General features: G+C 38.5%; 26 protein-coding genes. 16 read left to right on the top strand and 10 right to left on the bottom strand.

All coding sequences use genetic code 11. From position 1 onward, the window contains the following. The first annotated feature begins 11 nt into the window (after positions 1-11). Complete coding sequence (nadB, locus tag AC1M9B_RS06885) at positions 12-1643, top strand: L-aspartate oxidase (protein ID WP_416224321.1); 1632 nt, start codon at positions 12-14, stop codon at positions 1641-1643. 37 nt (positions 1644-1680) lie between these two features. Here the strand turns inward: nadB and AC1M9B_RS06880 are convergent, their stop codons facing one another. The 4 genes from AC1M9B_RS06880 to pabC form a co-directional block, all read right to left on the bottom strand. Further along, a complete protein-coding gene (locus AC1M9B_RS06880; RefSeq protein WP_481590302.1) occupies positions 1681-2100 on the bottom strand; it encodes a PaaI family thioesterase in 420 nt (139 codons plus the stop codon). 61 nt (positions 2101-2161) lie between these two features. Continuing rightward, the gene (gene tmk, locus AC1M9B_RS06875; RefSeq protein ID WP_481608831.1) at positions 2162-2785 is read right to left on the bottom strand and encodes a dTMP kinase; all 624 of its coding nucleotides are present in this window, start codon (positions 2783-2785) and stop codon (positions 2162-2164) included. Between the two features lie 14 nt (positions 2786-2799). Then, positions 2800-3849, bottom strand: a complete 1050-nt coding sequence (mltG, locus tag AC1M9B_RS06870) for an endolytic transglycosylase MltG (protein ID WP_481595968.1) — start codon at positions 3847-3849, stop codon at positions 2800-2802. 5 nt (positions 3850-3854) lie between these two features. After that, positions 3855-4664: an aminodeoxychorismate lyase gene (gene pabC / locus AC1M9B_RS06865; RefSeq protein WP_481608861.1), complete on the bottom strand. Its 810-nt coding sequence runs from the start codon at positions 4662-4664 to the stop codon at positions 3855-3857. Between the two features lie 153 nt (positions 4665-4817). Between pabC and AC1M9B_RS06860 the strand changes: the two genes are divergently transcribed. The 7 genes from AC1M9B_RS06860 to AC1M9B_RS06830 all read left to right on the top strand — a co-directional run bounded on the left by AC1M9B_RS06860 (position 4818) and on the right by AC1M9B_RS06830 (position 11503). Further along, complete coding sequence (locus AC1M9B_RS06860) at positions 4818-5825, top strand: sulfate ABC transporter substrate-binding protein (protein ID WP_481595967.1); 1008 nt, start codon at positions 4818-4820, stop codon at positions 5823-5825. Positions 5826-6001: 176 nt separating this feature from the next. Then, positions 6002-7018 (top strand): sulfate ABC transporter substrate-binding protein, encoded by a 1017-nt coding sequence (locus tag AC1M9B_RS06855; RefSeq protein WP_481608830.1) that lies wholly within the window; start codon positions 6002-6004, stop codon positions 7016-7018. A 15-nt stretch (positions 7019-7033) separates the two neighbouring features. Next, positions 7034-7639 (top strand): alpha/beta hydrolase, encoded by a 606-nt coding sequence (locus AC1M9B_RS06850; protein WP_481591413.1) that lies wholly within the window; start codon positions 7034-7036, stop codon positions 7637-7639. Between the two features lie 84 nt (positions 7640-7723). Next, positions 7724-8557: a sulfate ABC transporter permease subunit CysT gene (gene cysT, locus AC1M9B_RS06845; RefSeq protein ID WP_035267202.1), complete on the top strand. Its 834-nt coding sequence runs from the start codon at positions 7724-7726 to the stop codon at positions 8555-8557. Then, positions 8554-9444, top strand: coding sequence for a sulfate ABC transporter permease subunit CysW (gene cysW, locus AC1M9B_RS06840; RefSeq protein WP_035267204.1), 891 nt, complete (start codon positions 8554-8556; stop codon positions 9442-9444). The genes cysT and cysW overlap by 4 nt, the downstream gene beginning before the upstream one ends. Positions 9445-9456: 12 nt before the next feature. Next, positions 9457-10518, top strand: coding sequence for a sulfate/molybdate ABC transporter ATP-binding protein (locus AC1M9B_RS06835; RefSeq protein ID WP_035267206.1), 1062 nt, complete (start codon positions 9457-9459; stop codon positions 10516-10518). Positions 10519-10573: 55 nt separating this feature from the next. Continuing rightward, positions 10574-11503 (top strand): CysB family HTH-type transcriptional regulator, encoded by a 930-nt coding sequence (locus tag AC1M9B_RS06830; protein ID WP_481608829.1) that lies wholly within the window; start codon positions 10574-10576, stop codon positions 11501-11503. Positions 11504-11597: 94 nt separating this feature from the next. Here the strand turns inward: AC1M9B_RS06830 and carO are convergent, their stop codons facing one another. Further along, complete coding sequence (gene carO, locus AC1M9B_RS06825; RefSeq protein ID WP_481591411.1) at positions 11598-12335, bottom strand: ornithine uptake porin CarO; 738 nt, start codon at positions 12333-12335, stop codon at positions 11598-11600. A 298-nt stretch (positions 12336-12633) separates the two neighbouring features. Here carO and dapD point away from each other — a divergent pair, with 298 nt between their 5' ends. Continuing rightward, positions 12634-13455: a 2,3,4,5-tetrahydropyridine-2,6-dicarboxylate N-succinyltransferase gene (dapD, locus tag AC1M9B_RS06820; RefSeq protein WP_035267212.1), complete on the top strand. Its 822-nt coding sequence runs from the start codon at positions 12634-12636 to the stop codon at positions 13453-13455. Positions 13456-13565: 110 nt separating this feature from the next. Continuing rightward, on the top strand, positions 13566-14276 hold the full coding sequence (gene queE / locus AC1M9B_RS06815; RefSeq protein ID WP_092767073.1) for a 7-carboxy-7-deazaguanine synthase QueE: 711 nt from the start codon (positions 13566-13568) through the stop codon (positions 14274-14276). 73 nt (positions 14277-14349) lie between these two features. Here queE and AC1M9B_RS06810 read toward each other — a convergent pair whose 3' ends face one another. Next, positions 14350-15225, bottom strand: coding sequence for a hypothetical protein (locus AC1M9B_RS06810; protein ID WP_481591410.1), 876 nt, complete (start codon positions 15223-15225; stop codon positions 14350-14352). Positions 15226-15502: 277 nt separating this feature from the next. Between AC1M9B_RS06810 and queC the strand changes: the two genes are divergently transcribed. The 3 genes from queC (at position 15503) to AC1M9B_RS06795 (ending at position 17149) form a co-directional block, all read left to right on the top strand. Then, entirely contained in the window at positions 15503-16171 is a 669-nt protein-coding gene (queC, locus tag AC1M9B_RS06805) for a 7-cyano-7-deazaguanine synthase QueC (RefSeq protein ID WP_180028449.1), read from the top strand. Between the two features lie 16 nt (positions 16172-16187). After that, the gene (locus AC1M9B_RS06800) at positions 16188-16601 is read left to right on the top strand and encodes a hypothetical protein (RefSeq protein WP_481590297.1); all 414 of its coding nucleotides are present in this window, start codon (positions 16188-16190) and stop codon (positions 16599-16601) included. Positions 16602-16687: 86 nt separating this feature from the next. Then, complete coding sequence (locus AC1M9B_RS06795) at positions 16688-17149, top strand: peroxiredoxin (protein WP_481591409.1); 462 nt, start codon at positions 16688-16690, stop codon at positions 17147-17149. A gap of 57 nt (positions 17150-17206) precedes the next feature. On the opposite strand, the gene AC1M9B_RS06790 is transcribed toward AC1M9B_RS06795, so the two are convergent. After that, positions 17207-19363 (bottom strand): TonB-dependent receptor, encoded by a 2157-nt coding sequence (locus AC1M9B_RS06790; RefSeq protein WP_481591408.1) that lies wholly within the window; start codon positions 19361-19363, stop codon positions 17207-17209. A gap of 132 nt (positions 19364-19495) precedes the next feature. Then, on the bottom strand, positions 19496-20098 hold the full coding sequence (locus tag AC1M9B_RS06785; RefSeq protein ID WP_481591407.1) for a LysE/ArgO family amino acid transporter: 603 nt from the start codon (positions 20096-20098) through the stop codon (positions 19496-19498). Positions 20099-20199: 101 nt separating this feature from the next. Here AC1M9B_RS06785 and AC1M9B_RS06780 point away from each other — a divergent pair, with 101 nt between their 5' ends. After that, positions 20200-21081 carry a LysR family transcriptional regulator ArgP gene (locus tag AC1M9B_RS06780; protein WP_481591446.1) on the top strand — a complete coding sequence of 294 codons (882 nt, stop codon included), beginning with the start codon at positions 20200-20202 and terminating at the stop codon, positions 21079-21081. Between the two features lie 27 nt (positions 21082-21108). On the opposite strand, the gene AC1M9B_RS06775 is transcribed toward AC1M9B_RS06780, so the two are convergent. Then, positions 21109-21666 carry a YceI family protein gene (locus AC1M9B_RS06775; protein ID WP_481591406.1) on the bottom strand — a complete coding sequence of 186 codons (558 nt, stop codon included), beginning with the start codon at positions 21664-21666 and terminating at the stop codon, positions 21109-21111. 32 nt (positions 21667-21698) lie between these two features. Further along, positions 21699-22280, bottom strand: a complete 582-nt coding sequence (locus tag AC1M9B_RS06770) for a nicotinate-nicotinamide nucleotide adenylyltransferase (protein WP_481591405.1) — start codon at positions 22278-22280, stop codon at positions 21699-21701. A gap of 103 nt (positions 22281-22383) precedes the next feature. On the opposite strand from AC1M9B_RS06770, the gene AC1M9B_RS06765 reads away from it, so the two are divergent. Together AC1M9B_RS06765 and AC1M9B_RS06760 are read left to right on the top strand one after the other, a co-directional pair. Continuing rightward, the gene (locus tag AC1M9B_RS06765) at positions 22384-23184 is read left to right on the top strand and encodes an enoyl-CoA hydratase-related protein (RefSeq protein ID WP_481591404.1); all 801 of its coding nucleotides are present in this window, start codon (positions 22384-22386) and stop codon (positions 23182-23184) included. Positions 23185-23240: 56 nt separating this feature from the next. Then, positions 23241-23990 (top strand): nitroreductase family protein, encoded by a 750-nt coding sequence (locus AC1M9B_RS06760; RefSeq protein WP_481591403.1) that lies wholly within the window; start codon positions 23241-23243, stop codon positions 23988-23990. Positions 23991-24035 lie beyond the last annotated feature (45 nt).

Below are 24035 nucleotides of genomic sequence, written 5' to 3'. Positions count from 1 at the left end.
TGCGAATGGAAATGCCGAAAAATACAAGTGCGCATCAATTTGATGTGATTATTGTGGGCAGTGGCGGTGCGGGTTTAAGTCTAGCACTCTCATTACCTGATCATTTTAATATCGCAGTGTTAGCAAAATCTCATTTGAAAGATGCCAGCACGTATTATGCACAAGGAGGCGTTGCAGCTGTTCTTGATGAGGCTGATTCTATTCAACAACATATTGATGACACGCTCATTGCAGGTGCTTATCTCTGTGAAAAACAAGCTGTTCAACACACGGTTGAAGGAGGAAAACCCTCTGTTGATTTTTTACTGAAACAAGGTGTTAAATTCACACTAGATGATGAAGATAACTTGCATCTCACACGTGAAGGTGGGCATTCTCAGCGCCGCATTATTCATTCCGCAGATGCAACAGGGAAAGCAATTTCAACCACTTTAGTTGAACGGGCACAAGAAAAAAACAATATTCACATCTTTGAAAATTACATTGCGATTGACCTCATTACAGCGCATAAGCTGGGGCATTTGAATCAGGAAAATCGTGCTTTAGGCTTATATGCTTTAGATGAGCAAACCGAGCAAGTGCATACTTTCTTAGCACCATTTACTGCACTGGCATGTGGCGGTGCCATGAAAGCATATTTATATACCTCTAACCCTGATATCGCTACAGGCGATGGTATTGCAATGGCATATCGTGCTGGATGCCGCGTCGCCAATATGGAATTTAATCAATTCCACCCAACCTGTTTATATCATCCTCAAGCACGTTCCTTCTTAATTACTGAAGCAATGCGTGGTGAAGGCGCTTATCTTCGTTTACCTGATGGCGAACGCTTCATGCTTCGTTTCGATGAACGTGCAGAGTTAGCACCACGTGATATTGTAGCTCGAGCTATCGACTACGAAATTAAACGATTGGGTATACGACATGTATGGCTAGATATTACCCACAAAACCCCTGAGTTCATTAAAGAGCACTTCCCTACGTTGTATGCTCGCCTACTCGAACTGGGTATTGATATTACCAAAGATATGATCCCAGTTGTGCCAGCAGCGCACTACACCTGTGGTGGTGTCGTAGTCGATGAACATAGTCAAACGGACATTCAAGGTCTATATGCGATTGGTGAGACGTCTTATACAGGTTTACACGGCGCTAACCGTATGGCAAGTAACTCACTTTTAGAATGTTTTGTATATGGCATGAGTGCAGCAAAGCATATTCAAGATCAACATCAAAATATTATAGATCACTATGAAGTCCCTGAATGGGATGCTTCTCAAGTCATGAATCCTGATGAAGACGTTGTCATTTTACAAAACTGGGATGAGTTACGTCAGACCATGTGGAACTATGTAGGTATTGTACGAACGACCAAACGTTTAGAACGTGCATTACACCGCGTTGAAATGCTGAAACATGAAATTACCGAATATTATCAAGATTATCATGTCAGTAAAAATCTAATTGAGCTTCGTAACCTTGTGCTCGTTTCTGAAATGATTATTCGTTGTGCGATGCAAAGAAAAGAATCACGCGGATTACATTACACTTTGGACTATCCTGAGCCTTCGCAAGAATTACGAAAAACCGTACTCACCCCACCAAATTTTGAAGTGGAAACACCTTTAGTTGAGGTTTAAGTTCAAAATAAAAAAAGCGAGTTCATACTCGCTTTTTTTATGCCCTTTTGGGAGGAATTGAGTAAGTTCCAGTAACGTGAGCTATCGGCTCATCATTCCCAACAGAGTACAAGTAAACCTCTCCGACAACCAGAGTTTTGCCAACTTTCATTAATTTACAAACACCCTTGATGTCACAACCACCTTTCGGTTTTTTAAGAAAGTTTATATTCATATTGGTCGTCACTGTAAGACCTACAATACCAATTTCTCCCAGTATTGCGATATACAATCCATAATCGGCTGCTGTCATCATAGTCGGACCTGAAACTGTCCCTCCAGGTCTTAAATCATTTTCATCAACATGATAAATGACTGTAGCACCACGTGGCTCTACTGACACTATTTCACATTTTTGGAGACTTTGTGGAAATTCGGTTTGTAGGAATTTGAGTATTTCTTCTTTATTACTAATCATATTGAGTCTAATCGTTTTTCCATAAACAATGACTCAATATAAATCAAATTTGCTTTTTTACTTAGCACTTATGCTCAGCTTTCCATGAATTAATTCGTTCAATTGCATCATTAAATACCTGCTCAGGACTTTGTGTTGCATCAATACGCTTAACACGATTCGGCTCTAACTGATGCAATTCATCAAATCCTGCACGTACTTTTTCAAAAAAAGCTGCTTTTTCTTGTTCAAACCGATCCAATGCTCCACGCGCTCGTGCTCGTTGCATTCCAAGTTCAGTCGGAGCATCCAACCAAAATGTCAGGTCTGGCATTTTTAGGACAAAGTTTTGGTTTAAAAGTGCTAATTTTTCACGACTTAACCCACGACCTGCACACTGATACGCGAAACTGCTATCACAGAAACGGTCGCATAACACGATCGAACTATTTTCAAGTGCAGGTATTATGACTTGTTGCAAATGTTGCGCTCGAGCTGCGTATATCAATAATAGTTCAGTATCATTACTCATTCTTTCTTCATGATTCACCGTCAGAAGTACGGAACGAATTTGCTCAGCGAGCGGAGTACCACCTGGTTCACGAGTTAGAACAACTTGCTTTGATTGCTCAAGGAAGTAGTCACGAATTTTATGGATCAATGTCGTTTTACCAACACCTTCTGTGCCTTCAAAGCTAATAAACACGTCTATTTTACCCCTTATTTTTTAGATCGAATCACAGCAAGATATTCTTGAACAGCGCGATTATGGTCATCTAGATTGGTACTGAATTTGTGACCTCCATTTCCAGTCGCCACAAAATAAATATAGTCAGAATGATCTGGATGCATTGCCGCTTCGATCGCTTTATCACTTGGTAATGCGATCGGTGTTGGTGGCAATCCGTAAATCGTATATGTGTTATATGGTGTCGGCGTTCTTAAATCTTTACGGGTAATGTTGCCCGTATATTGATCGCCCATGCCATAAATTACGGTTGGATCAGTTTGTAAACGCATACCTATTTTTAATCGACGAACGAATACGCCCGAGACTTTATCTAACTCATGATCAACATTGGTTTCTTTCTCAATAATTGATGCCATGATGAGCGCTTCATATTTATTTTTATAAGGCAAATCAGAAGCTCGATTTTCCCAGGCTTTATCTAGTGCCTTCATCTGATGTTGATACAAATCAGTTAAAATTTTACGATCTGTTTCACCCTTCGCAAAAAAATAAGTATTAGGCGCAAATAAACCTTCTGGATGTGAAAATGGAATATTCAATTCCTTTAATATTTCTGCATCACTCAAATGAACCAGCTCTTTCGTCACCAATTCATCATTTTTGAGTGCATTTTTTAACTGCTTAAATGTTGTACCCTCAATGACCAAAATTCGATTCAGTTGTGCATTTTCAGAATTCGAAATCATGTCTAGAACTTGACGGACACTCATTCCCTCTTTAACTTCATAAACTCCAGCTTTCATGCTGTCATGAATCATCAATCGTTGATAAATCTTTAAAATAATGGGAAATGAAACTTGTTTATTTTGAGCTAAACGATCAATAAATTGTGAGTAAGTATCACCATGATTAATCGCGAGCATTTGCTTTTTACCCTCTACAGGATAATCCTTCCATAGACTTGTAGATAGAATCATGGTTGCAAGCAACATAAGGCCTGCAATAATGAGTAAAAGTGCTTTAGGTTTAAAGGATGTCTTGCTGTTCTTTTTCTTTGTTGATTTCTGAGGAGAGGACATAAGCTTTAAATCTGATTAAGTTGAAGGTGGTGAAAAAGATCAATACACGCTTGTGTATCTAATCGACGATCATCAAGGCAAGAGGCGATTTTCATTGGGTGGAGCGCATTACAATAAAATACACTTTGAATGTGAGGAAGCTCATTCAAATCAATTACTCTTTTTTGGAACGTTATACCATAATGATTCATACGCTCCAAAATTTCAGCACGCATCACCCCATGAATGCCATTATAACGAAGTTCAGGACAAATCCACGTATCATTCAATCGTATAAAGCAGTTACTGCTGATTCCTTCAACAATATAGCCTTGCACATCTGTAACTAAGGCTTCTTGAAAACCCTTCTCATCGGCTTCCTGCTTTAGTAACACTTGTTCTAACCGATTAAGTGATTTAATTCCCACCAATTGTGGCATGGTTAAACCCATTGCTCGCTCAAGTAAACCACTCGCAATGACTTCATAGTGATGATCAGTCACGTTTTGCGGATAATAATACAGCCAAAGATCTGCTGAATGATGCGGTAAACTGTATCCTCGTTGCCCCTCGCCTCGACTCAGTACAATTTTAATGGTCCCGTTTAATTGATCATACTTTTGCTGTAAACACTGGATAGACTCAGAAATATAGTCAAGATTAGCTTGAAGTGACAATCGCTCAATGGCGGTATTCAATCTTTTTAAATGACGTTCAAATAATTCAATTTTATTATTTCGAATTCTCGCCGTGGTAAAACAGCCATCCCCATAATGGAAGCCACGATCCAAAATAGATATTGCATCCATTGGCTTGGCATTTTTTAAACAGATCATTTCAAGCAACCTCATTCCGTTCTCATAGTGTAAAAAGTCACTCACAAAATGAATAGCTGTTTTGATCATAACTTTTTCATTTCTTCTTATTTTTTTATTTTAAAAAATTTCCCTATGCTCAAATCATCAAAAAACGACAAACACATAGGAATAATGATGCGTTCTTTTAAAATTGGGGTCATTGCAGCTTTACTTTCAGTCACTTCTGTTTCTACACTCGCAAAAGATTTTTTAAATGTTTCATATGATCCAACTCGCGAACTTTATGACAACTTTAATAAAGAGTTTGGAGCATATTGGAAAAAGCAGACTGGTCAAGATTTGAATTTTAAACAATCTCATGGTGGATCTGGTAAACAAGCGCGTGCGGTCATTGATGGCCTAGATGGAGACGTCGTGACTCTCGCACTCGCAGCAGATATTGATGCGATTGCTGAAAAAACCAATTTATTACCAAAAGACTGGCAGAAAAAATTTCCACAGAACTCTACACCCTATACCTCAACCATCGTGTTTTTAGTCAAAAAAGGCAATCCCAAAGGGATCAAAGACTGGGGAGACTTGATTAAAAATGATGTTGGAATTATTACGCCAAACCCTAAGACATCAGGTGGTGCGCGTTGGAATTACTTAGCAGCATGGGCTTGGGCAAAACACCAACCCGGCGGTAACGATGCTAAAGCACAAGAATTTGTACGAAAAATTTATAAAAATACTAAAGTGCTAGACTCTGGTGCACGTGGTGCAACAACAACTTTTGCAGAGCGTGGCATTGGAGATGTACTCCTGGCTTGGGAGAATGAAGCACATTTAGCTCTTCGTGAACAACCTGGAAAATTTGAAATCATTACACCAACACTTTCCATTCTTGCTGAGCCCCCTGTAGCAATTGTTGAGAAAAATGCGCAAAAAGATGGCAACCTCAATGTAGCAAAAGCCTATTTGAATTATCTGTATTCTCCAGCTGGTCAAACTATTGCTGCCAAAAACTTTTATCGACCACGAAATGCAACGGTACTTTCAAAATATCAATCCGTGTTTAAACCTTTGAAATTAGTCACGATTGATAAAGAGTTTGGAGGTTGGACAAAAGTCCAAAAACAACATTTTGATAATGGCGGGATATTCGATCAAATTGTCAAAGCAAACAGTAATAAATAAAATTAAGATTTAAGCTTTAACTTATGACGTGCCGATCATATTCATGATCGGCATTTTTTTAACAACACATCTAAATCTTTTTTTTTCATATAAAATTCATTTTTAATTATTTTTTATGCATAAAGATTAGATTTATTCTAGCGCCATGTAACAGAATATTTTCTTTTGAGGTTGCCATGCGCTTTTCAGCTAAATTAAAACTTGGGGTTCTCGCAGCTTTTGTTTTGGCTGCTTCGCTTAGCGCTTCCGCTAAAGATTTATTAAACGTCTCTTACGATCCTACTCGTGAACTCTACGTAGAAGTAAATAAAGAATTTGGTGCGTATTGGAAATCTCGGACTGGGCAAAACGTCAACTTTCGTCAGTCACATGGCGGTTCAGGTAAACAAGCGCGTGCAGTCATTGATGGTTTAAATGCAGATGTCGTGACTCTCGCACTTGCAGCTGACATTGATGCGATTGCTGAAAAAACCAATTTATTACCAAAGGATTGGCAGAAGAAATTCCCACATAACTCGACACCCTACACTTCCACAATTGTTTTCCTCGTCAAAAAAGGAAATCCAAAAAATATTAAAGACTGGGGTGATTTAGTAAAACCGGGTGTGGACATTATTACACCAAACCCTAAGACGTCAGGTGGTGCACGTTGGAATTATTTAGCGGCTTGGGCGTGGGCTAAACACCAACCAGGTGGAAATGACGCCAAAGCGCAACAATTTGTTCAACAAATTTATAAACAAACCAAGGTCTTAGATTCGGGCGCTCGTGGCTCAACTACAACTTTTGCTGAACGTGGTATTGGCGATGTTTTGCTTGCTTGGGAAAATGAAGCTCATTTAGCACTGCGTGAACAACCAGGTAAATTTGAAATTGTGACGCCAACACTTTCTATACTTGCTGAACCACCTGTAGCGATCGTTGAAAAAAATGCAGCAAAATCAGGCAATAAATATTTGGCGCAAGGTTATTTGAATTTCCTTTATTCTCCTAAGGGACAACATATTGCCGCGAAGAATTTCTATCGTCCGCGTAATCAAGCTGCATTAAAACAATATTCATCAACATTTAAGCCACTGAAATTGGTCACAATTGATCAAGAGTTTGGTGGCTGGGCGAAAGTACAAAAAGCTCATTTTGAGAATAATGGTATTTTTGACCAAATTACCAAAACAAATAACACAAAAAAATAACCAATGGAGCATGACATGATACATACACTCATTGTACCCGGCGTCGGCGGAAGTGATGAAAATCATTGGCAATCATGGTTGCAACGTCAAGTCATGCCATGCTCACGTGTTCAACTAGATGATTGGAACTTTCCTTTACTCTCAGATTGGATCCATCGTTTTGTAGAAAAAATTTCGCAGATAGATGCACCCGTACAGATTGTTGCACATAGTTTTGGCTGTTTAACGTCTGTCGCTGCTCTGCATCAGCACCCAGAAATAGCACAGAAAGTTAAACAACTGGTTTTAGTTGCACCAGCCAATCCAAGTCGTTTTGGTGAGAATGGTTTTGCTCGTTTGAGTTTGACTGATTATAGTTTTTACTTTCATCAAATTAAGATTAGCGTTCCCACAAAAATGCTCATCAGTGAAAATGATCCGTGGTTAGGTTTTGAGGATGCAAAAAAACTAGCAAAATCATGGGGTGTAAAACCGATTAACTTAGGTCAAGTTGGTCATATTAATGTTGATTCAGGATTTGGACCATTTCCAGAGATCTTCGATTTTTTGATTCATGATAAGCTGTCGAACTATATCAATAGTATTGATAATGGCAAGTTGTATTACAAATTTGCAATTTAAAGTTCGCCACTTATTCTTGATAAATTTTTTAATTCAATTGCTTATTGATTTCGGTAAGCTTTTTCTCTCATTTGAGGAGTAGTCATGTCGCAGCGATCCCGAGTGCTGCCAGGATTTGGTCTATCTCTAGGCTTTACCCTAGCGTATTTATCTTTAATTGTGCTCATACCCTTGTCGGCTGTTTTTATTAAGTCTTTAGGTATTGGCTGGGAAGGTTTATGGGAGATTTTAAGCTCTGAGCGTATCTTAAAATCATTACAACTAAGTTTCAGTGCTGCACTTATTGCTGCCTTCATTAATGTGGTATTTGGCTTATTACTTGCTTGGTGTCTCGTGCGCTATAGTTTCCCTGGTAAACGAATTGTTGATGCATTGGTTGATTTACCCTTTGCGTTACCAACAGCTGTTGCTGGGATTGCATTAACATCTTTATATGCTCCGACAGGCTGGATTGGTCAATATCTTGAACCCTTAGGAATTAAAGTTGCTTATAGTCCTATTGGGATTACATTAGCCCTGATATTTATTGGCTTACCTTTTGTAGTTCGTACAGTACAACCTGTACTGAGTGACTTAGAGACTGAACTTGAAGAAGCAGCGTCAGCATTGGGTGCGAATCGACTGCAAATTGTAACCAAAGTGATTTTACCGATTCTTTTCCCTGCATTAATCACAGGATTTGCTCTCGCATTTGCCCGTGGCGTGGGTGAATATGGTTCGGTCATCTTTATCGCAGGTAACCAACCCTTCGAAACTGAAATTGCGCCATTAATGATTATTTCTCGATTGGAAGAATATGACTATGCAGGTGCAACGACGATCGCCGTTGTCATGCTCCTTATTTCATTCGCTATCTTGTTCTTGATTAACTTGTTACAAGCATGGGCGAGTCGTCGTACAGGGAGAACTGCACAATGAGTTTGAATACAAATAGCAATGCTCTAGCTGAAAAATTGCAATCTCGTGATGCGACGCGAGAACCGACTTGGGTTCGTTATACACTCATTGTCGTTGCCATGATTTTCTTCCTCAGTTGCTTAATCCTGCCTTTGATTTTAGTTTTTGTTGAAGCATTCAAACAGGGTATCGGCGTTTATGCGCAAGCTTTAGTTCATCCAGACACGTTGTCAGCTGTAAAGCTCACCTTACTAACAGCTGCAATTGCTGTACCGCTCAACGTAGTATTTGGTGTAGCGGCGGCTTGGTCTGTTGCGAAATTTAATTTCCGTGGTAAATCCATATTAACCACGATTATTGATATGCCTTTCTCAGTATCACCTGTAATCGCAGGTTTGATGTTGGTATTGATGTTTGGTACTCAAGGTTGGTTCGGCGGATGGCTGATGGATAACGACATTAAGATTCTATATGCCGTTCCAGCAATTGTACTAGCAACCATCTTTATTACAGTTCCTTTTGTGGCGCGTGAGCTCATTCCACTGATGGAAGCTCAAGGTACAGAAGAAGAGGAAGCGGCAATCGTTTTGGGTGCTTCAGGCTGGCAAACTTTTTGGAAAATCACGATTCCAAATATTAAATGGGGCTTGATATACGGGGTTATTCTTTGTAACGCACGTGCAATGGGTGAATTCGGGGCAGTCTCTGTAGTATCGGGTCATATTCGTGGAGAGACCAATACATTGCCACTGCATGTAGAGATTCTCTACAACGAATATACCTTTAGTGCAGCATTTGCTGTTTCATCCCTCTTGGCTTTATTGGCGATTGTGACATTGATTCTTAAAACATGGGTCGAAATTCGCCAAGAGAAATTAAGCAAACGTAATGAAGATTCTACAGTTTAAAGGAAGTATCCGATGAGTATTCAAGTTAAAAATATTGAAAAACACTTTGGTGCTTTCCATGCACTAAATAATATCTCCCTAGATTTTCCTGATGGTCAACTCGTTGCATTGTTAGGACCTTCAGGCTGCGGTAAAACGACTTTACTTCGCATTATTGCTGGTCTTGAATCTGCTGACAGCGGTCAAGTGATCCTTGAAGGTCAAGACTCAACGAATGTTCATGTTCGCGAACGTCAAGTCGGCTTCGTATTCCAACACTATGCTTTATTCCGTCATATGACAGTATTTGACAATATTGCTTTTGGTTTACGTGTTCGTCCACGTTCAACACGCCCTTCAGAATCTGAAATCAAAAAACGAGTTACACGACTACTGGATTTAGTTCAATTAGGATTCTTAGCAGATCGTTATCCAGCACAATTGTCTGGTGGACAGCGTCAACGTATTGCACTTGCACGTGCGCTTGCAGTTGAACCTCGTGTACTACTTCTGGATGAGCCATTTGGCGCACTTGATGCAAAAGTTCGTAAAGAGTTACGTCGCTGGCTGAGAACTTTACATGATGAACTCCACATCACCTCGATTTTTGTAACTCACGATCAAGAAGAAGCGCTTGAAGTTGCAGATCAAATCATTGTAATGAATAAAGGTAATGTTGAACAAATTGGCTCACCTCGTGAAGTTTATGAAAAACCAGCAACGCCTTTTGTATTTGACTTCTTAGGTCAAGCCAATAAGTTCGAAGGTCATAATCAAGCGGGAATCGTACAGATCGGAAATGATCGCATTCAACTGCCTTTAGCTAAAGATGCACCTGAAGGTAAAGTGATTGCCTTCATTCGACCAGATGAGTTCCAAATTCATGCTCAACCTACAGACAATGCAATTCAAGCAACGTTCTTACGTGAAGTTTGGATTGCAGGAAAAGTGGTTGCCGAACTTCAAGGTCAAGATGGCAATCTCATTGAAATTCTACTCACTCCAGATGAAGCTAAACTGCATCAATTCCGCCCAAATCAATCGGTTTGGTTAACGACTAATACATTGCACTTATTTGCACAAGAAAACGCATAAAAATGTGTAGATGGGGCTTTTATATAGCCCCATCATTTTAAAGGTAACAAAGACTATGAACTTTCAACAATTAAGAATTATTCGAGAAACCGTCAGACAAAATTTTAATTTAACGGAAGCTTCCGCTGCCCTTTACACGTCTCAATCAGGCGTAAGTAAGCATATTAAAGATTTAGAAGATGAATTAGGTGTTCAACTATTTATCCGAAAAGGTAAACGCTTATTAGGGTTAACTGAACCTGGTCAAGCTTTGCTCGGTATCGTAGAGCGCATGCTGGTCGATGCAGACAATATTAAAAGATTAGCCGATGATTTTAATCGTGTAGATGAAGGTACATTAACCATCGCAACCACTCATACTCAAGCGCGATATGTATTACCACCAATTGTAAATTCATTCAAAAAATTATTTCCGAAAGTTCATTTGATTTTGCAACAAGCAAGCCCAACTGAAATCACTGAAATGTTACTTTTAGGCGATGCTGATATTGGTATTGCTACTGAGAATCTGACTACTGAAGAAAATTTAGCAAGTGTTCCTTTTTATAACTGGAAACACAGTATTATTACGCCTCAAGGTCATCCACTTACTCAAATAGCATCACGAGAGATTACCTTAGAACATTTGGCAGAGTATCCGATTATTACCTATCACGGTGGTTTTACGGGACGTTCAAAGATTGATAAAGCTTTTGAAGACTCAGGACTTGATGTTGATTTAGTGATGTCTGCACTTGATGCTGATGTAATCAAAACTTATGTGGAATTAGGTATGGGTGTTGGGATTGTCAACGATGTAGCCTACGATACAGAACGAGATCATCGCTTAAAACAAATTGATACTGATTTATTCGGGGTGAATACCACTTGGATTGCTGTACGTAAAGGTCATTTGTTACGTGGATATGGTTACGAGTTTATTTCGCTATGTGCACCTAGTGCTGATATCAAAGCGTTAAAGCGTGTGGCTTATCCTGAAGATTAACAAGCTACAAATAATAAAGGCGCCTATAGCGCCTTTATTATTTGCATTAACTTGCATAAAAAAACGAGCCGAAGCTCGTTTTTTTAAATGGATCTTACCAGTGGAAGCTCACACCCACTTTACCAACTGGAAGCCATTCGTATTTGTCATCATTACGGATTTTATCTTCTTCGGCTGCAATAGATTGCTCAATTGTTGGAGCTCCAGCCGCACCAGTCAAATTACCATACGAGGTTAAGTTAACAGATGGATTACCAGTATAGAAGGCACCAACTTCACCAAACACACCGAAGTTTTTGTTGATTTTAGGAGCAAAACCAAAACCTACATATGGAGCAATTTCATTATCATAAGATAATTTACCATTCACACCACCGTTACCAACGTAAGCAACATTGTTAACCTCGATTGAGCCCTGTGCATTTTTATTACGTTTATCTAGATCGTATTTTGTATCAACATAACCCACACCCGCTGCCATATATAAGCCTTGAGCCCATGGATTTTCGCTCGCACCCCAAGGACGAATTTCAGCGTTTAAATAAGCTACATTATTATCCATTTCAGCATCATACTTAGTACCGTTGATTGATAAATCATCAGACCAAGAGATATCACCACCGTTGTAACCTAAAGCAAGACCAACGTATGGGTTAGCAGTCCAAAGTAATGCACCACCGTAACCAGTTGTACCAACTTCAGCACGAACACCAGTAGGGATTAATTGATTAGCTTCAAATACATTACCTGTACGTACTACTTGAGTGTCCGCCATAGCGAAGCCTGAAACAGATAATGCTGTTGTAACAGCGAGTAATTTTAACACTTTCATTTTTTTCTCCTCAAAGAAATGAGTTGTTCTTTAATCATTAATGTGTTCGACTCGGAAGCATCTTAATGGAGATTTCAAAGCTGGTTAATATTCAAATTGATGCTTTTTTGTTATTTTTTGATACAATTTTGATTTAGTTGTTGTTTTATAAATAATTTGCACTTAAGTCTTTTATTAACTTTTATTAACATACTTATAAAGAATAGTCATTATTGTCGGACATTTTTTCAGGATTAATTGTAATTTTTATAATCAATTTAGTGTAAAATCTTGGAAATTTTTTTTGGAAGAGAAGATTATGTCTCAGCTTTCGTCAATCATCGAACAAGCGTTTGAAGATCGTGCAAACTTCACAGCTACAGATTGCCCTGCTGAAATCCGCCAAGCAGTCGAGGAAGCAATTGCTGGCTTAGATAATGGTTCATTACGTGTTGCTGAAAAGATTAATGGTGAATGGGTTGTTCATCAATGGTTAAAAAAAGCTGTTCTATTGTCATTCAAACTCAATGATAATAAACCAATCGAATCATGCGATCTCCAATTCTATGACAAAGTAGACACTAAATTTACAGGTTGGACTGAAGAGCAATTTAAAGCAGCTGGTGTACGTGTTGTACCGCCTGCAGTTGCACGCAAAGGTTCTTATCAAGCTAAGAATGTTGTGCTTATGCCATCTTATGTCAATATTGGAGCTTATGTTGACGAAGGTACAATGGTTGATACATGGGCGACTGTAGGTTCATGTGCGCAAATTGGTAAAAATGTTCACCTTTCTGGTGGGGTTGGGATTGGCGGTGTACTCGAACCTCTTCAAGCGAACCCTACGATCATCGAAGACAATTGTTTTATCGGTGCACGTTCTGAAATCGTTGAAGGTGTAATCGTTGAAGAAGGTTCAGTGATTTCAATGGGTGTTTACATTGGTCAATCAACTAAGATTTATGACCGTGAAACAGGTGAAATTCACTACGGTCGTGTTCCAGCTGGTTCAGTGGTAGTTTCTGGTAGCCTTCCTTCTAAATGCGGTAAATACAGCTTGTATGCTGCAATTATCGTGAAAAAAGTCGATGCTCAGACTCGTGCTAAAACAAGTTTGAACGACTTATTACGCGCTGACTAATTTTTTTATACTTTATAGTATTTGGAGTTACACTCCCCATCTCTACGGTTAGTAATAATCGTAGAGATTTTTCTTTTATATAATCTCTATTTTAGTTTGGTTTTGTCGATATGAGTAATTTGCGATCTTCCGCTATTCCTGTTTCTGATCCGTCTGCGGGGTTACGTATTACGGAGATCTTCTATTCATTACAAGGTGAAGCCAACACTTCAGGCTTACCTACAGTGTTTATACGCTTAACAGGTTGTCCACTGCGTTGTACTTATTGTGATACCACCTATTCTTTTGAAGGCGGTGAACGTCAGTCTTTAGAGGATATTATCCAGACCACGCTTGATTTTAAAACACCTTATATTTGTGTTACTGGTGGTGAACCATTAGCCCAACCCAATGCATTACCGCTCATGGAGCGTCTAGCAGATTTAGGCTGTGAAGTTTCACTTGAAACGAGTGGAGCGCTAGATGTTTCAAAAGTGGATCGTAGAGTTTCTAAAGTCTTAGATTTAAAAACACCAACTTCAGGTGAAGACTCACGTAATTTAATGAGTAATTTAGACCATTTAACTCAACATGATCAGATTAAATTTGTCATATGCAATCGTGAAGATTATGAATGGTCTAAACAACAAGTGAATCAATATGAATTGCACAAGCGTGTAAGTACAGTTTGGTTCTCACCTGCGTTTGCTGTAGAAAAAGGTGCTGCAAAGTTACCGCAACTTGCGCGTGATTTAGCACAATGGATCTTAGAGGATCACTTACCAGTTCGTTTCCAGCTTCAATTACATAAGTTGCTCTGGAATGACGAAACAGGTCGTTAAAATGTAACAAATAGCTCAAATTAAAAACAGTACAGCACTTTTTGTACTGTTTTTTTTAAGAGAAAATGATCTTTTAGTGCGCTGACACTTTAACGGTCGTGCCATTTAAATTAATCCCTTTCATTGAAATATCGCCAATTTTATTATTTATTGATGATGCGTCTCCAACGCCTACTCCCCATAACATTGCATTAAAGCCATTTTGATCTCCAAGACGATTTATTTTGAGTTCCAGTCCATCTGTACGTATCGAACCTGCAACATCGAAATCAAGATTATTGATGCCGAAACGCCCTGGTTGAGTATTTTTTAAATTAATAAATTCTATTCCGAATGCGCCACCACCATCATGATCGTGGACTTTGAAGCCCTCTAAACGTAAGCCGTCTTTAAATATTCCATTCAGTTTTAAAAGACTGCCTTGAGGTGCTGAACCGAGCTGAATATTGGTAGAGAGATTGGATACATAAAATTTCATATTATCCATTATTTTAACGGGGTCACTATAGCCTCGTCCTGTTGGACTAACTTGACCCGATTTACCAACCCAAATATCACCGGTATTAATAATAATATCTTCAGGAACAAATACACCTAAATTCAGAAAAGGGCCTGTAGTACTACTCCCTCCTTGAGCATCGATTTTTAAGGTAATACTAATATCTGCCGAACCAGAAGAAAGTGATAATGGATTCTTACTACGTCCATTCGCTGTACCGTAAATTAAGGCACCTGCTTTTGTGTTTCCTTCGTTGTAATCTGGCCCGAATCCACTGTTATCGTGCCAAATCAAATCAGCTTGAATGGGTCCACCTGGTAAAAGGCTAATCGTAATACCATCTTGTGCTGCATATGTTGACAATTCTTGATCTGAAAGCTCCTCAAATGCAAAAGAATTTGTACTGATCAACGCAGCAGTGGTTAAAATTAAAGTATTAATTTGATTCATTTTCATTCCGTAAAAATTATTTTTGTAAGTTTTAATCAAGTGTTTGTTAAATTATATTTAATATTTAAACAAAAACAACAACTGTTTAAACTTTATTCGACTTAAAAGAGAGTTTTATCTCATCTTCTAAAACGAACATTTCGCGTTCTTTATAATGATCTCATTTAGTTTTGTGACTTATGCAGATCTATATATTCAAAAAATTTATACCCCATTATTCTTTATATAATCAGTTATAATTCATTTTTTATTTACTTTAATTTTTTGGAGTTCTCCTATGCGCCCTCGTGCCATTGTATTGTTATCAGGTGGTTTAGACTCAACGACTTGCTTGGCTTGGGCGCAAGCACGCTATGAATGTATCGCTTTAAGTTTTATGTATGGTCAACGCTCAACAACTGAATTGGATGCTGCACGTAAACTGACACAACAAGCAGGCGTTGAACATCGCGTGATTAATATAGATTTGGGTAATTTAGGTGGTTCTGCATTAACTGATCATTCCATTGATGTTCCTGATCAAGAACAAGAAGGGATCCCTGTCACTTATGTTCCAGCACGTAATACGATTTTCCTGTCTTATGCACTTGCAGCAGCAGAAGTGTTTGACGCAGAAGCCATCGTAATTGGAATTAATGCGGTAGATTATTCTGGTTATCCAGATTGTCGACCAGAATTTATTGAAGCATTTGCCAATATGGCAAGATTAGCGACAAAAGTAGGTGTTGAAGGAAAACCTCTTAAATTTGAAACACCTTTACTACAATTATCCAAAGCAAATATTATTCGCTTAGGCATCGAACATGGCGTAGACTACAGTCAAACGGTGTCATGCTATCAAGCAGATGACCAAGGACGAGCTTGTGGAAAATGCGACAGCTGTCGTTTGCGTAAACAAGGTTTTGCAGATGCTGGCGTTGAAGACCCAACTCGTTATATACCGTAATAACAGGGTGCCATATATGAAAAATTTAAAATCAAACATTATTCTTTCAGCGATTGTTTCTGCTGCAGCACTTTTCGGTTCTGCGGCTCAAGCAAATGAGCCGAATAATAAAATGCAGCAAGCCTACAAAAGTACTAACGTAAAATCTGCACTGATTAATGTTTGTAAGGAAGAAACTGCTAAAGGGAACAAGCTTTCTGCTACTGAAGTCAGCAAATATTGTACATGTGCAATTGAAGCAGACGGCAAGCTCACTAATGCTCAAAAATGGGAAATCCAAAGTGCGATTAACCAAAAGAAAAGCCCTTCTACTTTAGCTATCGTGAAGAAACAGAACGCTGATCTTCAAGCATGCTTCGGCCCACAGTTAACGTCTAAGCTACAGTCGTTAACAGAGGAAGCAATGAAAGCAGCACAAGCTAAAAAATAATCGCAGTTAACATAAGATAGCCACCTCGTGTGGCTATTTTTTTGAATTCCCCTATAAATGTAGTGACAACTTTTAAGGAAATTATAATGTCAACGGAAACGATTAGTTTACCCAATCAAACATTCCCAACGACTACAGGTTCTGTGAATTTAACTGAGTTGAATACAGATTGGCTCATCATTTATTTTTATCCAAAAGATTCAACACCTGGGTGTACAACGCAAGCTGTTGGTTTTTCATGTTTGAAAGATCAGTTTGATGCGCTTCATACCTCTATTTTCGGTGTTTCTAGAGACTCAGTAAAAGCCCATCAAAACTTCACCGAAAAGCAAGCTTTAACAATCGATTTGATTAGCGATAAAGAAGAAGTGCTTTGCCAACACTTTGATGTGATTAAAGAGAAAAATATGTATGGAAAAAAAGTGATGGGGATTGAGCGCTCAACTTTTATTTTTCATCAAGGTAAACTCGTTAAAGAATATCGTAAAGTCAAAGCTGCAGGGCATGCTGAACAAGTGCTTGAAGATTTAAAAGCTTTGCAAAACTAATAAAAAAACCCACGATTGACGTGGGTTTCATCTACTTATAATTTTTTTTAACTACAATTAGAAATCAAAGCTTACGCCAAGTTTATAAGTTCTTGATCCACCAATCAGCGCATAATTCGAGTTAAAAGCACCTTCCCAATATTTTTTATCTGTAATGTTATCAACATTAGCTAAGAACGTCGTATTCACGCCACCAAGCTTGGTCTTATAACGTGCACCTAGATCGATGACAGTATAATCTGGAAGTTGCAAGGTATTGGTATCATTTAAATACTGTTCGCTGACATAACTTGCTCTGGCATTTAAATTTAATCCTTCGAGTTGTGGGACATCATAATCCACCCCAAGCGTTGCAGTAAAATCAGGTACACCAAAAACTTGATTTCCTTGATTCATTTGAGCTTTGGAATATTTTGCATCAATATAAGCCATACTTCCCATTAGGTTTAAATCTTCAGTAATCGCTCCAGAAAATGACCACTCGATGCCGCGTGATCGAGTTTCAGCACCATCTGTTGTAATTTGATTAATTTTTACACCATTTTCTGTATAAGGTTCAATCGACTTGCTCATCGTGCTTGGTTTTTCAATTTGATAAAGTGCCAGCGTATTCAGCCAAGTTCCATGCTGATGTTTTGCACCTAACTCATATTGCTTCGTCACAAACGGCGCAAAAGTGACTTTGTCGTTTGCATCATTGACATTATCAACGGTCGATCCTTCTGATAAACCTTCTACATAGCTTGCATATAGTGACAAGTCTTCACCAAAAGGTTTAACGACGATCCCTAAACTTGGTGAAATACGGTCTTCTTGGTAATTTTTTTTGGTCTGTAAATTATTCGTTTCAATATCTTGATAACGAGCGCCTACAATCAATTGAAGCTGATCATTCAATAATGAAATTTGATCAGTCAATGTATAACTGATGTACTTATTATCTGCTAAAGGTGCAATTTCTGGACGCTGTAAAGGCATATTGCCTTCTTTACTTGGGTCATAAAGATTGGTGTTAAAATCTACAGGAGGAGCTCCACGTCCTTTATGTTGATCCGATTTTTTATTTAAATAATCTGCACGCAATCCAACATTATGCTGTATTCCAGCAGTATCAAATTTTCCTTCAACCCCAATGTGTGCTGTTTTATTTTTTTCATTTGCACCCACTCGGTAATATTGGGAAGAGGCATCGCCGTCCTCATTCTTTACGATCATTCGTGTACCGAATAAATGACCATCATATGATTTTTCAGCATATCCTAGACCAGCAAAGGTTTTCAAATAGGGAGAAAATTGATATTCACCTGATAAGCCAGCAAATTTACTGTCAGAATTCCCTTCTAACCACGGAAAATAGTTTTGGTCACCTTTAGGCGGTGCAATGACTTTGTTAACTGTATCTTTTCCACCCAGTGCAACCATTGTTGGTGACCCACCATCGCGATTTTGCTTAATAGCATAACTATCAAAATTAATTTTAAGTTTATCCGTGGTGTAATCCGCAGCGATGGAACCAAGAACTAGGCGATCATTCATATCATTAATGATATGTTCACCATCACCATATGCACCATTGACCCGAACACCAAACTCACGGTTTGCACCAAATCGTCTTGAGACATCAATACCTGATTGATAGTAGCCGCCATCTTGGTATTGTGTGTTTAGTCTTGTCATGTCTTGGTCAGCGCGTTTAGAGTTGGCAATGACCACACCACCAACGCCTCCATTCGGTGCCATACCAGCGACAATTGCATTTGGTCCTTTCAAAACTGTCACTGATTCTAAAAATTCAGTCGGCACTTTTCCGTATGGTGCAATACCATAAAATCCGTTGTAGTTCATATCCTCATGATTTAAGTCAAAACCACGAATTTTGAAGTTTTCGTTTAAATGACCTTGATTTGTCGTCAGTCGAATACTGGCATCATTTTTTAAAACATCACCTACGGTGGATGCCTGTCTTTCTCGTATTAATTGCTCCTCATATTGCATTACAGTGAATGGTGTATCGATTAATTTTTTTTCACCTAAAGCACCCAACTTAGATACATTGCTTAATTTTCCATCTGCATAAGCATTAATCGCTTCAGCTTGTGTTGTAATCGTAGGAAGTTGGTTTTGATCATTTGCCCATGTGATAGTCGCTATACCGCCACTCATCATAAGAACACTTACAGATTGAGAGAGTAATTTGGTACTGTAATTTTTCATTTTCGGAACAATTAATAATAATGAGAATCATTATTATATGATTCTCATTATTATCTTTATGTGAGTTTTTGTTCATTAAATGTTGTCATCTAATCGACGTACAAGCTTTAGAGGAATTTATCTAATCAATATTCATATAATTAAGTGATAGGCGATGTACCACATGATTAAAGCAATCAAAATATCCAAGACTTGCCATGCGCGGGGATTGTGAAAGTAAGCTGATAGATATTGCGCACCAAAACCCAAACTAAAGAAAAATAACCATGATGCCGTGATCGCACCTATGGCAAACGATAATAAGTGATCTTCAAATTGCGTCGATATTGCGCCTACAAGCACGACAGTATCTAGATACACATGGGGATTCAGCCATGTGAATGCCAAGCAAAAGAGAATAATTTTAAACCATGAAACAGCCGTATGATGATCAAGACACATCGATTTTTTGGTCGAAAATGCTTGATAAAAATGATGGGCACCATATACCACTAGAAATGCAGCACCACCCCATTGTGCATACGTCATTATTTGTGGATGGCCTGAGATAAACTTCCCAAATCCAAATACGCCAGCCAAAATTAGAAGTGAGTCTGAAAAGGCACAAATGAGGCAAATGGATAAAACATATTCTTTTTTTAAGCCCTGTTTAAGCACAAAAGCATTCTGAGCACCTATCGCCATAATCAAACTTAAACTCGTTACAAAGCCATTAAACAGTACGAATAAAGACATAAAACACCTAATATTTATCATTAGGCGGATTATGAACAATTCAATCTTAAATTGAGTATTATTAAATTAATATTAAGTTCATTAAGTTTTATTAAATCATGATTTTCAATTATAAAGACTGTGTCGCGTTTATCACCGTGGCGGAAACTGGAAGTTTTGATCTGGCTGCTAAAAAGCTTTGTCTCTCTGCGGCTGCAATTACTCTTCGAATCCAACAATTAGAACGGCAGATTGGGCAAACTTTAATCCTGAGAGAACGACCTTGTCGTGTGACACATTCAGGTGAAATATTGCTTGAACATTTATTAAGGCAAAAGCGTCAAGAAGAAAATGTTCTGCAGCTTATTCAGGGAAAAAGTCAAAATTCTGAGTTTTATAAAATTATCATTGGAACGAATGCAGATTCATTAGAAACTTGGCTTTTGCCTGCGATTGCTGAAAAGTTAATAGAGCATAAAATCACAATACAACTTCGAATAGATGATCAGGATCATACGCATCAATTAATGGAATCAGGCTATGTAAATGCATGTATAAGCGCTGAATCCCAACCCATGACAGGTTGCCACTCAGAATTTTTGTTCACGATGCGTTATCAAATGGTGTGTACGCCAGAATTCAAATTAGCATGGTTTAAAAACGGACTAAATCGCGATTCCTTTCGCCGTGCGCCTGCGGTCATCTTTAATGATAAAGATCATTTACATGAAACGGTTCTACTCAATCAATTTGGATTACCGCAATCTAGTTATCCATATCATTATGTCCCCTCCTCAAAGTCATTTGTCGATGCAATCCAACTCGGTTTAGGCTATGGCATGGTGCCTGAACTGCAAATTCAAGACTTACTCGATCAAGGACAATTGATTTGTTTGTTGCCTGAGGCAACACAAGACGTTGATCTATATTGGCATCATTGGAAACAGCAGTCCCCACAACTCAAACATATTACTGACATACTCATGACATTAAAAAAGCAGTGATTGAATCACTGCTTTCTTTTTATCGATTTAGTTGGCTTTCCATTGCCCTTCAAGCTTGATATTCACTTTTTCGCCAATTCCACCAATCGCTTTGCGCATACCAAAATCACTACGGTTGATGACTGTTGAAGATTGCACATTCAACACATTTGGATTCGATGCATTTGGAGTTAAAGTTGTCTCAAATGAAACTGGACGTGTCACACCACGCATAGTGAGTTGTCCATCAAATTTGTATTTATTATTTCCTAAAGCACGAATTTGATTACTTTGAAAGGTCACAGTTTTATATTTGCTTGCATGAAAGAAACTGTCACCAAAGACCATATCCTTTAAAGAGTTTTTGCTCAGTTTAAGGCTATTCACATCCATCACAAATTTAGCTGAACCTTGATTAGGCTGTGCCGGATCAAAATTCATCTGTGATTGATATTTTTGAAATTGCCCATTTACAATCGACATTCCTGCAGATCGGATATCAAAGCTGATCTTACTGCTAGGTGATAGTGTCCATGTTTGCGCTTGAGCAAAAACAGAAGCAGACAATAGCACTGTGGCCAAACTCATTTGTGTAATAGTACGCACGATTTCCCTCGGTTTTCTTGTGTTAAACACAATCATTCAATTGATTCACTCAAACTTGTACTGTCTTGACGTTGGTATTTAGTTTTCAGTTGTTGGTAAATTTCTAAATTTTGAAACGCTTGTAAAAATTGAATGGTTCCGTGGGGAAGTTCTTTTTCCATAATTTCCCCCCGATAGTATGCTTCACGAAGTGGTGTTGCAGAAATTGCACCTTTTAAACTATCGAGTTCCAACATCTCCCATTCTGGGAAAAATTTGAGGTAATAGGATGAGTCATCTTTAAAGTGACCTATTAAGCCGACTTGATCACTTGGCTGTACTACATCCGCCACTAAAGATTTGACCAATTTTTGCCATTTTTCATCATTATAAACATCAATGACGTGTACAAATTTGATTCTTGCCTGTTGATCAGGAGAAAAGTTAGACAAAATCATCTGTTCACGTTCAATGGCTAAAAATGGATTTTTTATATTCCGCTCTAATTGAGCAGAACCAAGCGCTAAAATAACGTTCTGGCTATGCGTCAGCGCAATTTTAATGGTTTCCATATGTGCCAAATGAAAAGGCTGAAAACGTCCGATATAAACCAAATAATCAAATTTATAATTCATCGCCAAGTCACGTTTATGAACTGATCAGTTATGTCACTCTTCGCCAGAATACGACATAATAGATTTCATAAAATCTATATTAATTGAAAGCAAGGATAGTACGATGTCATTAAGTTGTATTCAACAACCTCATGAGCATTTAAATGCAAAATTAGAAGAAGGTGTGCTGACCTTGGCGATTAATCGTCCTAAAGCCAAAAATGCATTATACGGCGAATTATACCTCTGGATCGCTAAAGCCCTTGATGAAGCAGACAAAGATCAAGCTGTTCGTGTGGTCATTTTACGTGGCGAAGATGCGGATTTCAGTGCTGGTAATGATATGCAAGACTTCATGAAATCTGCGGCGATGAAAGATCAAATTCGTCCAGAAGATGGTCCTCCTTTTGTGCTTTTAAAATCTGCTGCTAAATTTTCTAAACCACTGATTGCTGCGGTACGTGGTGTCGCAATTGGTATTGGCGTAACGATCTTATTGCATTGTGACTTAGTTTATGCAGATAACACTGCTTTGTTCCAAATTCCATTTGTAAGCTTAGGTCTTTCACCTGAAGGCGCATCTAGTAAATTACTAGCACGTCAAGCAGGTCATGTGAAAGCAGCAGAACTTTTATTAACTGCTGATAAATTCGACAGTGAAAAAGCATTGGCTGCAAACTTGATCAACAGTATTGAATCTGACGTTTATGCAATTGCCGCTCAAAAAGCCACTCAACTGGCTTCACTACCACTTGCTTCTCTCGTGCAATCTAAAGCCTTAATGAAACATGATGTTGATGAGATCGTGTCCTGGATTGATCATGAAGCAGTAATCTTTATGGGGCGCGTCGGTTCTCCAGAAATGATGGAAGCTGTACAAGCTTTTATGCAAAAACGTAAACCTGATTTCACACAATTTAATTAAGCTAAAAGATCCGAGTCTCACGACTCGGTGAATACTCTCTATCTAAGGAATGGATCATGACGACTGAAAAAAAACGCTACTACGAACCTGCACCACAAGGCATTGATGTTGAAAATTTCAAAAAGGTCGTGACCAGTCGTCGATCTGTTCGGAAGTTTACAGGAAAACCTATACCGTCTGATATCCTCGATCAATGTTTAGATTTAGCACTCTTGGCCCCTAATTCATCTAACTTACAACCTTGGACTTTTTATGTTGTCCAAAATCCTGAAAAGAAACAAAAGATTGTAAAAGCGTGTCTAAATCAATGGGCTGCGCGCACAGCGGCTGAATTGATTGTCTGTGTCGCACGTACAGATCGAATTAATGAAATGGCAAAGCTGAATATTCAAGAATTTCCATTTCCTGAGATTCCTCCACTCGTCAAAAAATATTACACCTATATTCCACTGAATTATAAAACGGGTTACTTCAATGCCTTAGGTCATTTCAAAAAGGTGGCTTTTGGTGTTGCACGTCGTTTAGATAAACAACTTCCTGTGACAGCGTTTCAACCATCAGATGCTGTACTTTGGGCAACTAAAACAACGGCTCTTGCCTGTGAGAACTTAGTACTTGCTTTGCGTGCCTATGGATTTGATAGCTGCATGATGGAAGGTTTCGATGAGCCTATGGTTCGTAATATTCTCAATCTGAACGATCAACAACATGTCGTAATGGTGATTGGCGCAGGTGAACGTGCAAAAGATGGTGTCTTCTTCCCGCAGTATCGTTTTGATCGCCAACTTTTTATTGAAACAGTCTAATTTTCATAACTGTTTTAAAGTGATCTAATCCTCTCCATGAGCTCT

Source organism: Acinetobacter sp. ANC_7513, from assembly GCF_056779915.1.
Note: the sequence above shows the minus strand (reverse complement) of the source record. Positions and strands in the feature narration are given on the sequence as shown.

Bases quoted from the DNA above. Each gene is read 5' to 3' on its own strand.
- nadB (WP_416224321.1), top strand. From the start codon at position 12: ATGCCGAAAAATACAAGTGCGCATCAATTTGATGTGATTATTGTGGGC.
- AC1M9B_RS06880 (WP_481590302.1), bottom strand. From the start codon at position 2,100: ATGATTAGTAATAAAGAAGAAATACTCAAATTCCTACAAACCGAATTT.
- mltG (WP_481595968.1), bottom strand. From the start codon at position 3,849: ATGTCCTCTCCTCAGAAATCAACAAAGAAAAAGAACAGCAAGACATCC.
- pabC (WP_481608861.1), bottom strand. From the start codon at position 4,664: ATGATCTGTTTAAAAAATGCCAAGCCAATGGATGCAATATCTATTTTG.
- AC1M9B_RS06860 (WP_481595967.1), top strand. From the start codon at position 4,818: ATGATGCGTTCTTTTAAAATTGGGGTCATTGCAGCTTTACTTTCAGTC.
- AC1M9B_RS06855 (WP_481608830.1), top strand. From the start codon at position 6,002: ATGCGCTTTTCAGCTAAATTAAAACTTGGGGTTCTCGCAGCTTTTGTT.
- AC1M9B_RS06850 (WP_481591413.1), top strand. From the start codon at position 7,034: ATGATACATACACTCATTGTACCCGGCGTCGGCGGAAGTGATGAAAAT.
- cysT (WP_035267202.1), top strand. From the start codon at position 7,724: ATGTCGCAGCGATCCCGAGTGCTGCCAGGATTTGGTCTATCTCTAGGC.
- cysW (WP_035267204.1), top strand. From the start codon at position 8,554: ATGAGTTTGAATACAAATAGCAATGCTCTAGCTGAAAAATTGCAATCT.
- AC1M9B_RS06835 (WP_035267206.1), top strand. From the start codon at position 9,457: ATGAGTATTCAAGTTAAAAATATTGAAAAACACTTTGGTGCTTTCCAT.
- AC1M9B_RS06830 (WP_481608829.1), top strand. From the start codon at position 10,574: ATGAACTTTCAACAATTAAGAATTATTCGAGAAACCGTCAGACAAAAT.
- carO (WP_481591411.1), bottom strand. From the start codon at position 12,335: ATGAAAGTGTTAAAATTACTCGCTGTTACAACAGCATTATCTGTTTCA.
- dapD (WP_035267212.1), top strand. From the start codon at position 12,634: ATGTCTCAGCTTTCGTCAATCATCGAACAAGCGTTTGAAGATCGTGCA.
- queE (WP_092767073.1), top strand. From the start codon at position 13,566: ATGAGTAATTTGCGATCTTCCGCTATTCCTGTTTCTGATCCGTCTGCG.
- AC1M9B_RS06810 (WP_481591410.1), bottom strand. From the start codon at position 15,225: ATGAATCAAATTAATACTTTAATTTTAACCACTGCTGCGTTGATCAGT.
- queC (WP_180028449.1), top strand. From the start codon at position 15,503: ATGCGCCCTCGTGCCATTGTATTGTTATCAGGTGGTTTAGACTCAACG.
- AC1M9B_RS06800 (WP_481590297.1), top strand. From the start codon at position 16,188: ATGAAAAATTTAAAATCAAACATTATTCTTTCAGCGATTGTTTCTGCT.
- AC1M9B_RS06795 (WP_481591409.1), top strand. From the start codon at position 16,688: ATGTCAACGGAAACGATTAGTTTACCCAATCAAACATTCCCAACGACT.
- AC1M9B_RS06790 (WP_481591408.1), bottom strand. From the start codon at position 19,363: ATGAAAAATTACAGTACCAAATTACTCTCTCAATCTGTAAGTGTTCTT.
- AC1M9B_RS06785 (WP_481591407.1), bottom strand. From the start codon at position 20,098: ATGTCTTTATTCGTACTGTTTAATGGCTTTGTAACGAGTTTAAGTTTG.
- AC1M9B_RS06770 (WP_481591405.1), bottom strand. From the start codon at position 22,280: ATGAATTATAAATTTGATTATTTGGTTTATATCGGACGTTTTCAGCCT.
- AC1M9B_RS06765 (WP_481591404.1), top strand. From the start codon at position 22,384: ATGTCATTAAGTTGTATTCAACAACCTCATGAGCATTTAAATGCAAAA.
- AC1M9B_RS06760 (WP_481591403.1), top strand. From the start codon at position 23,241: ATGACGACTGAAAAAAAACGCTACTACGAACCTGCACCACAAGGCATT.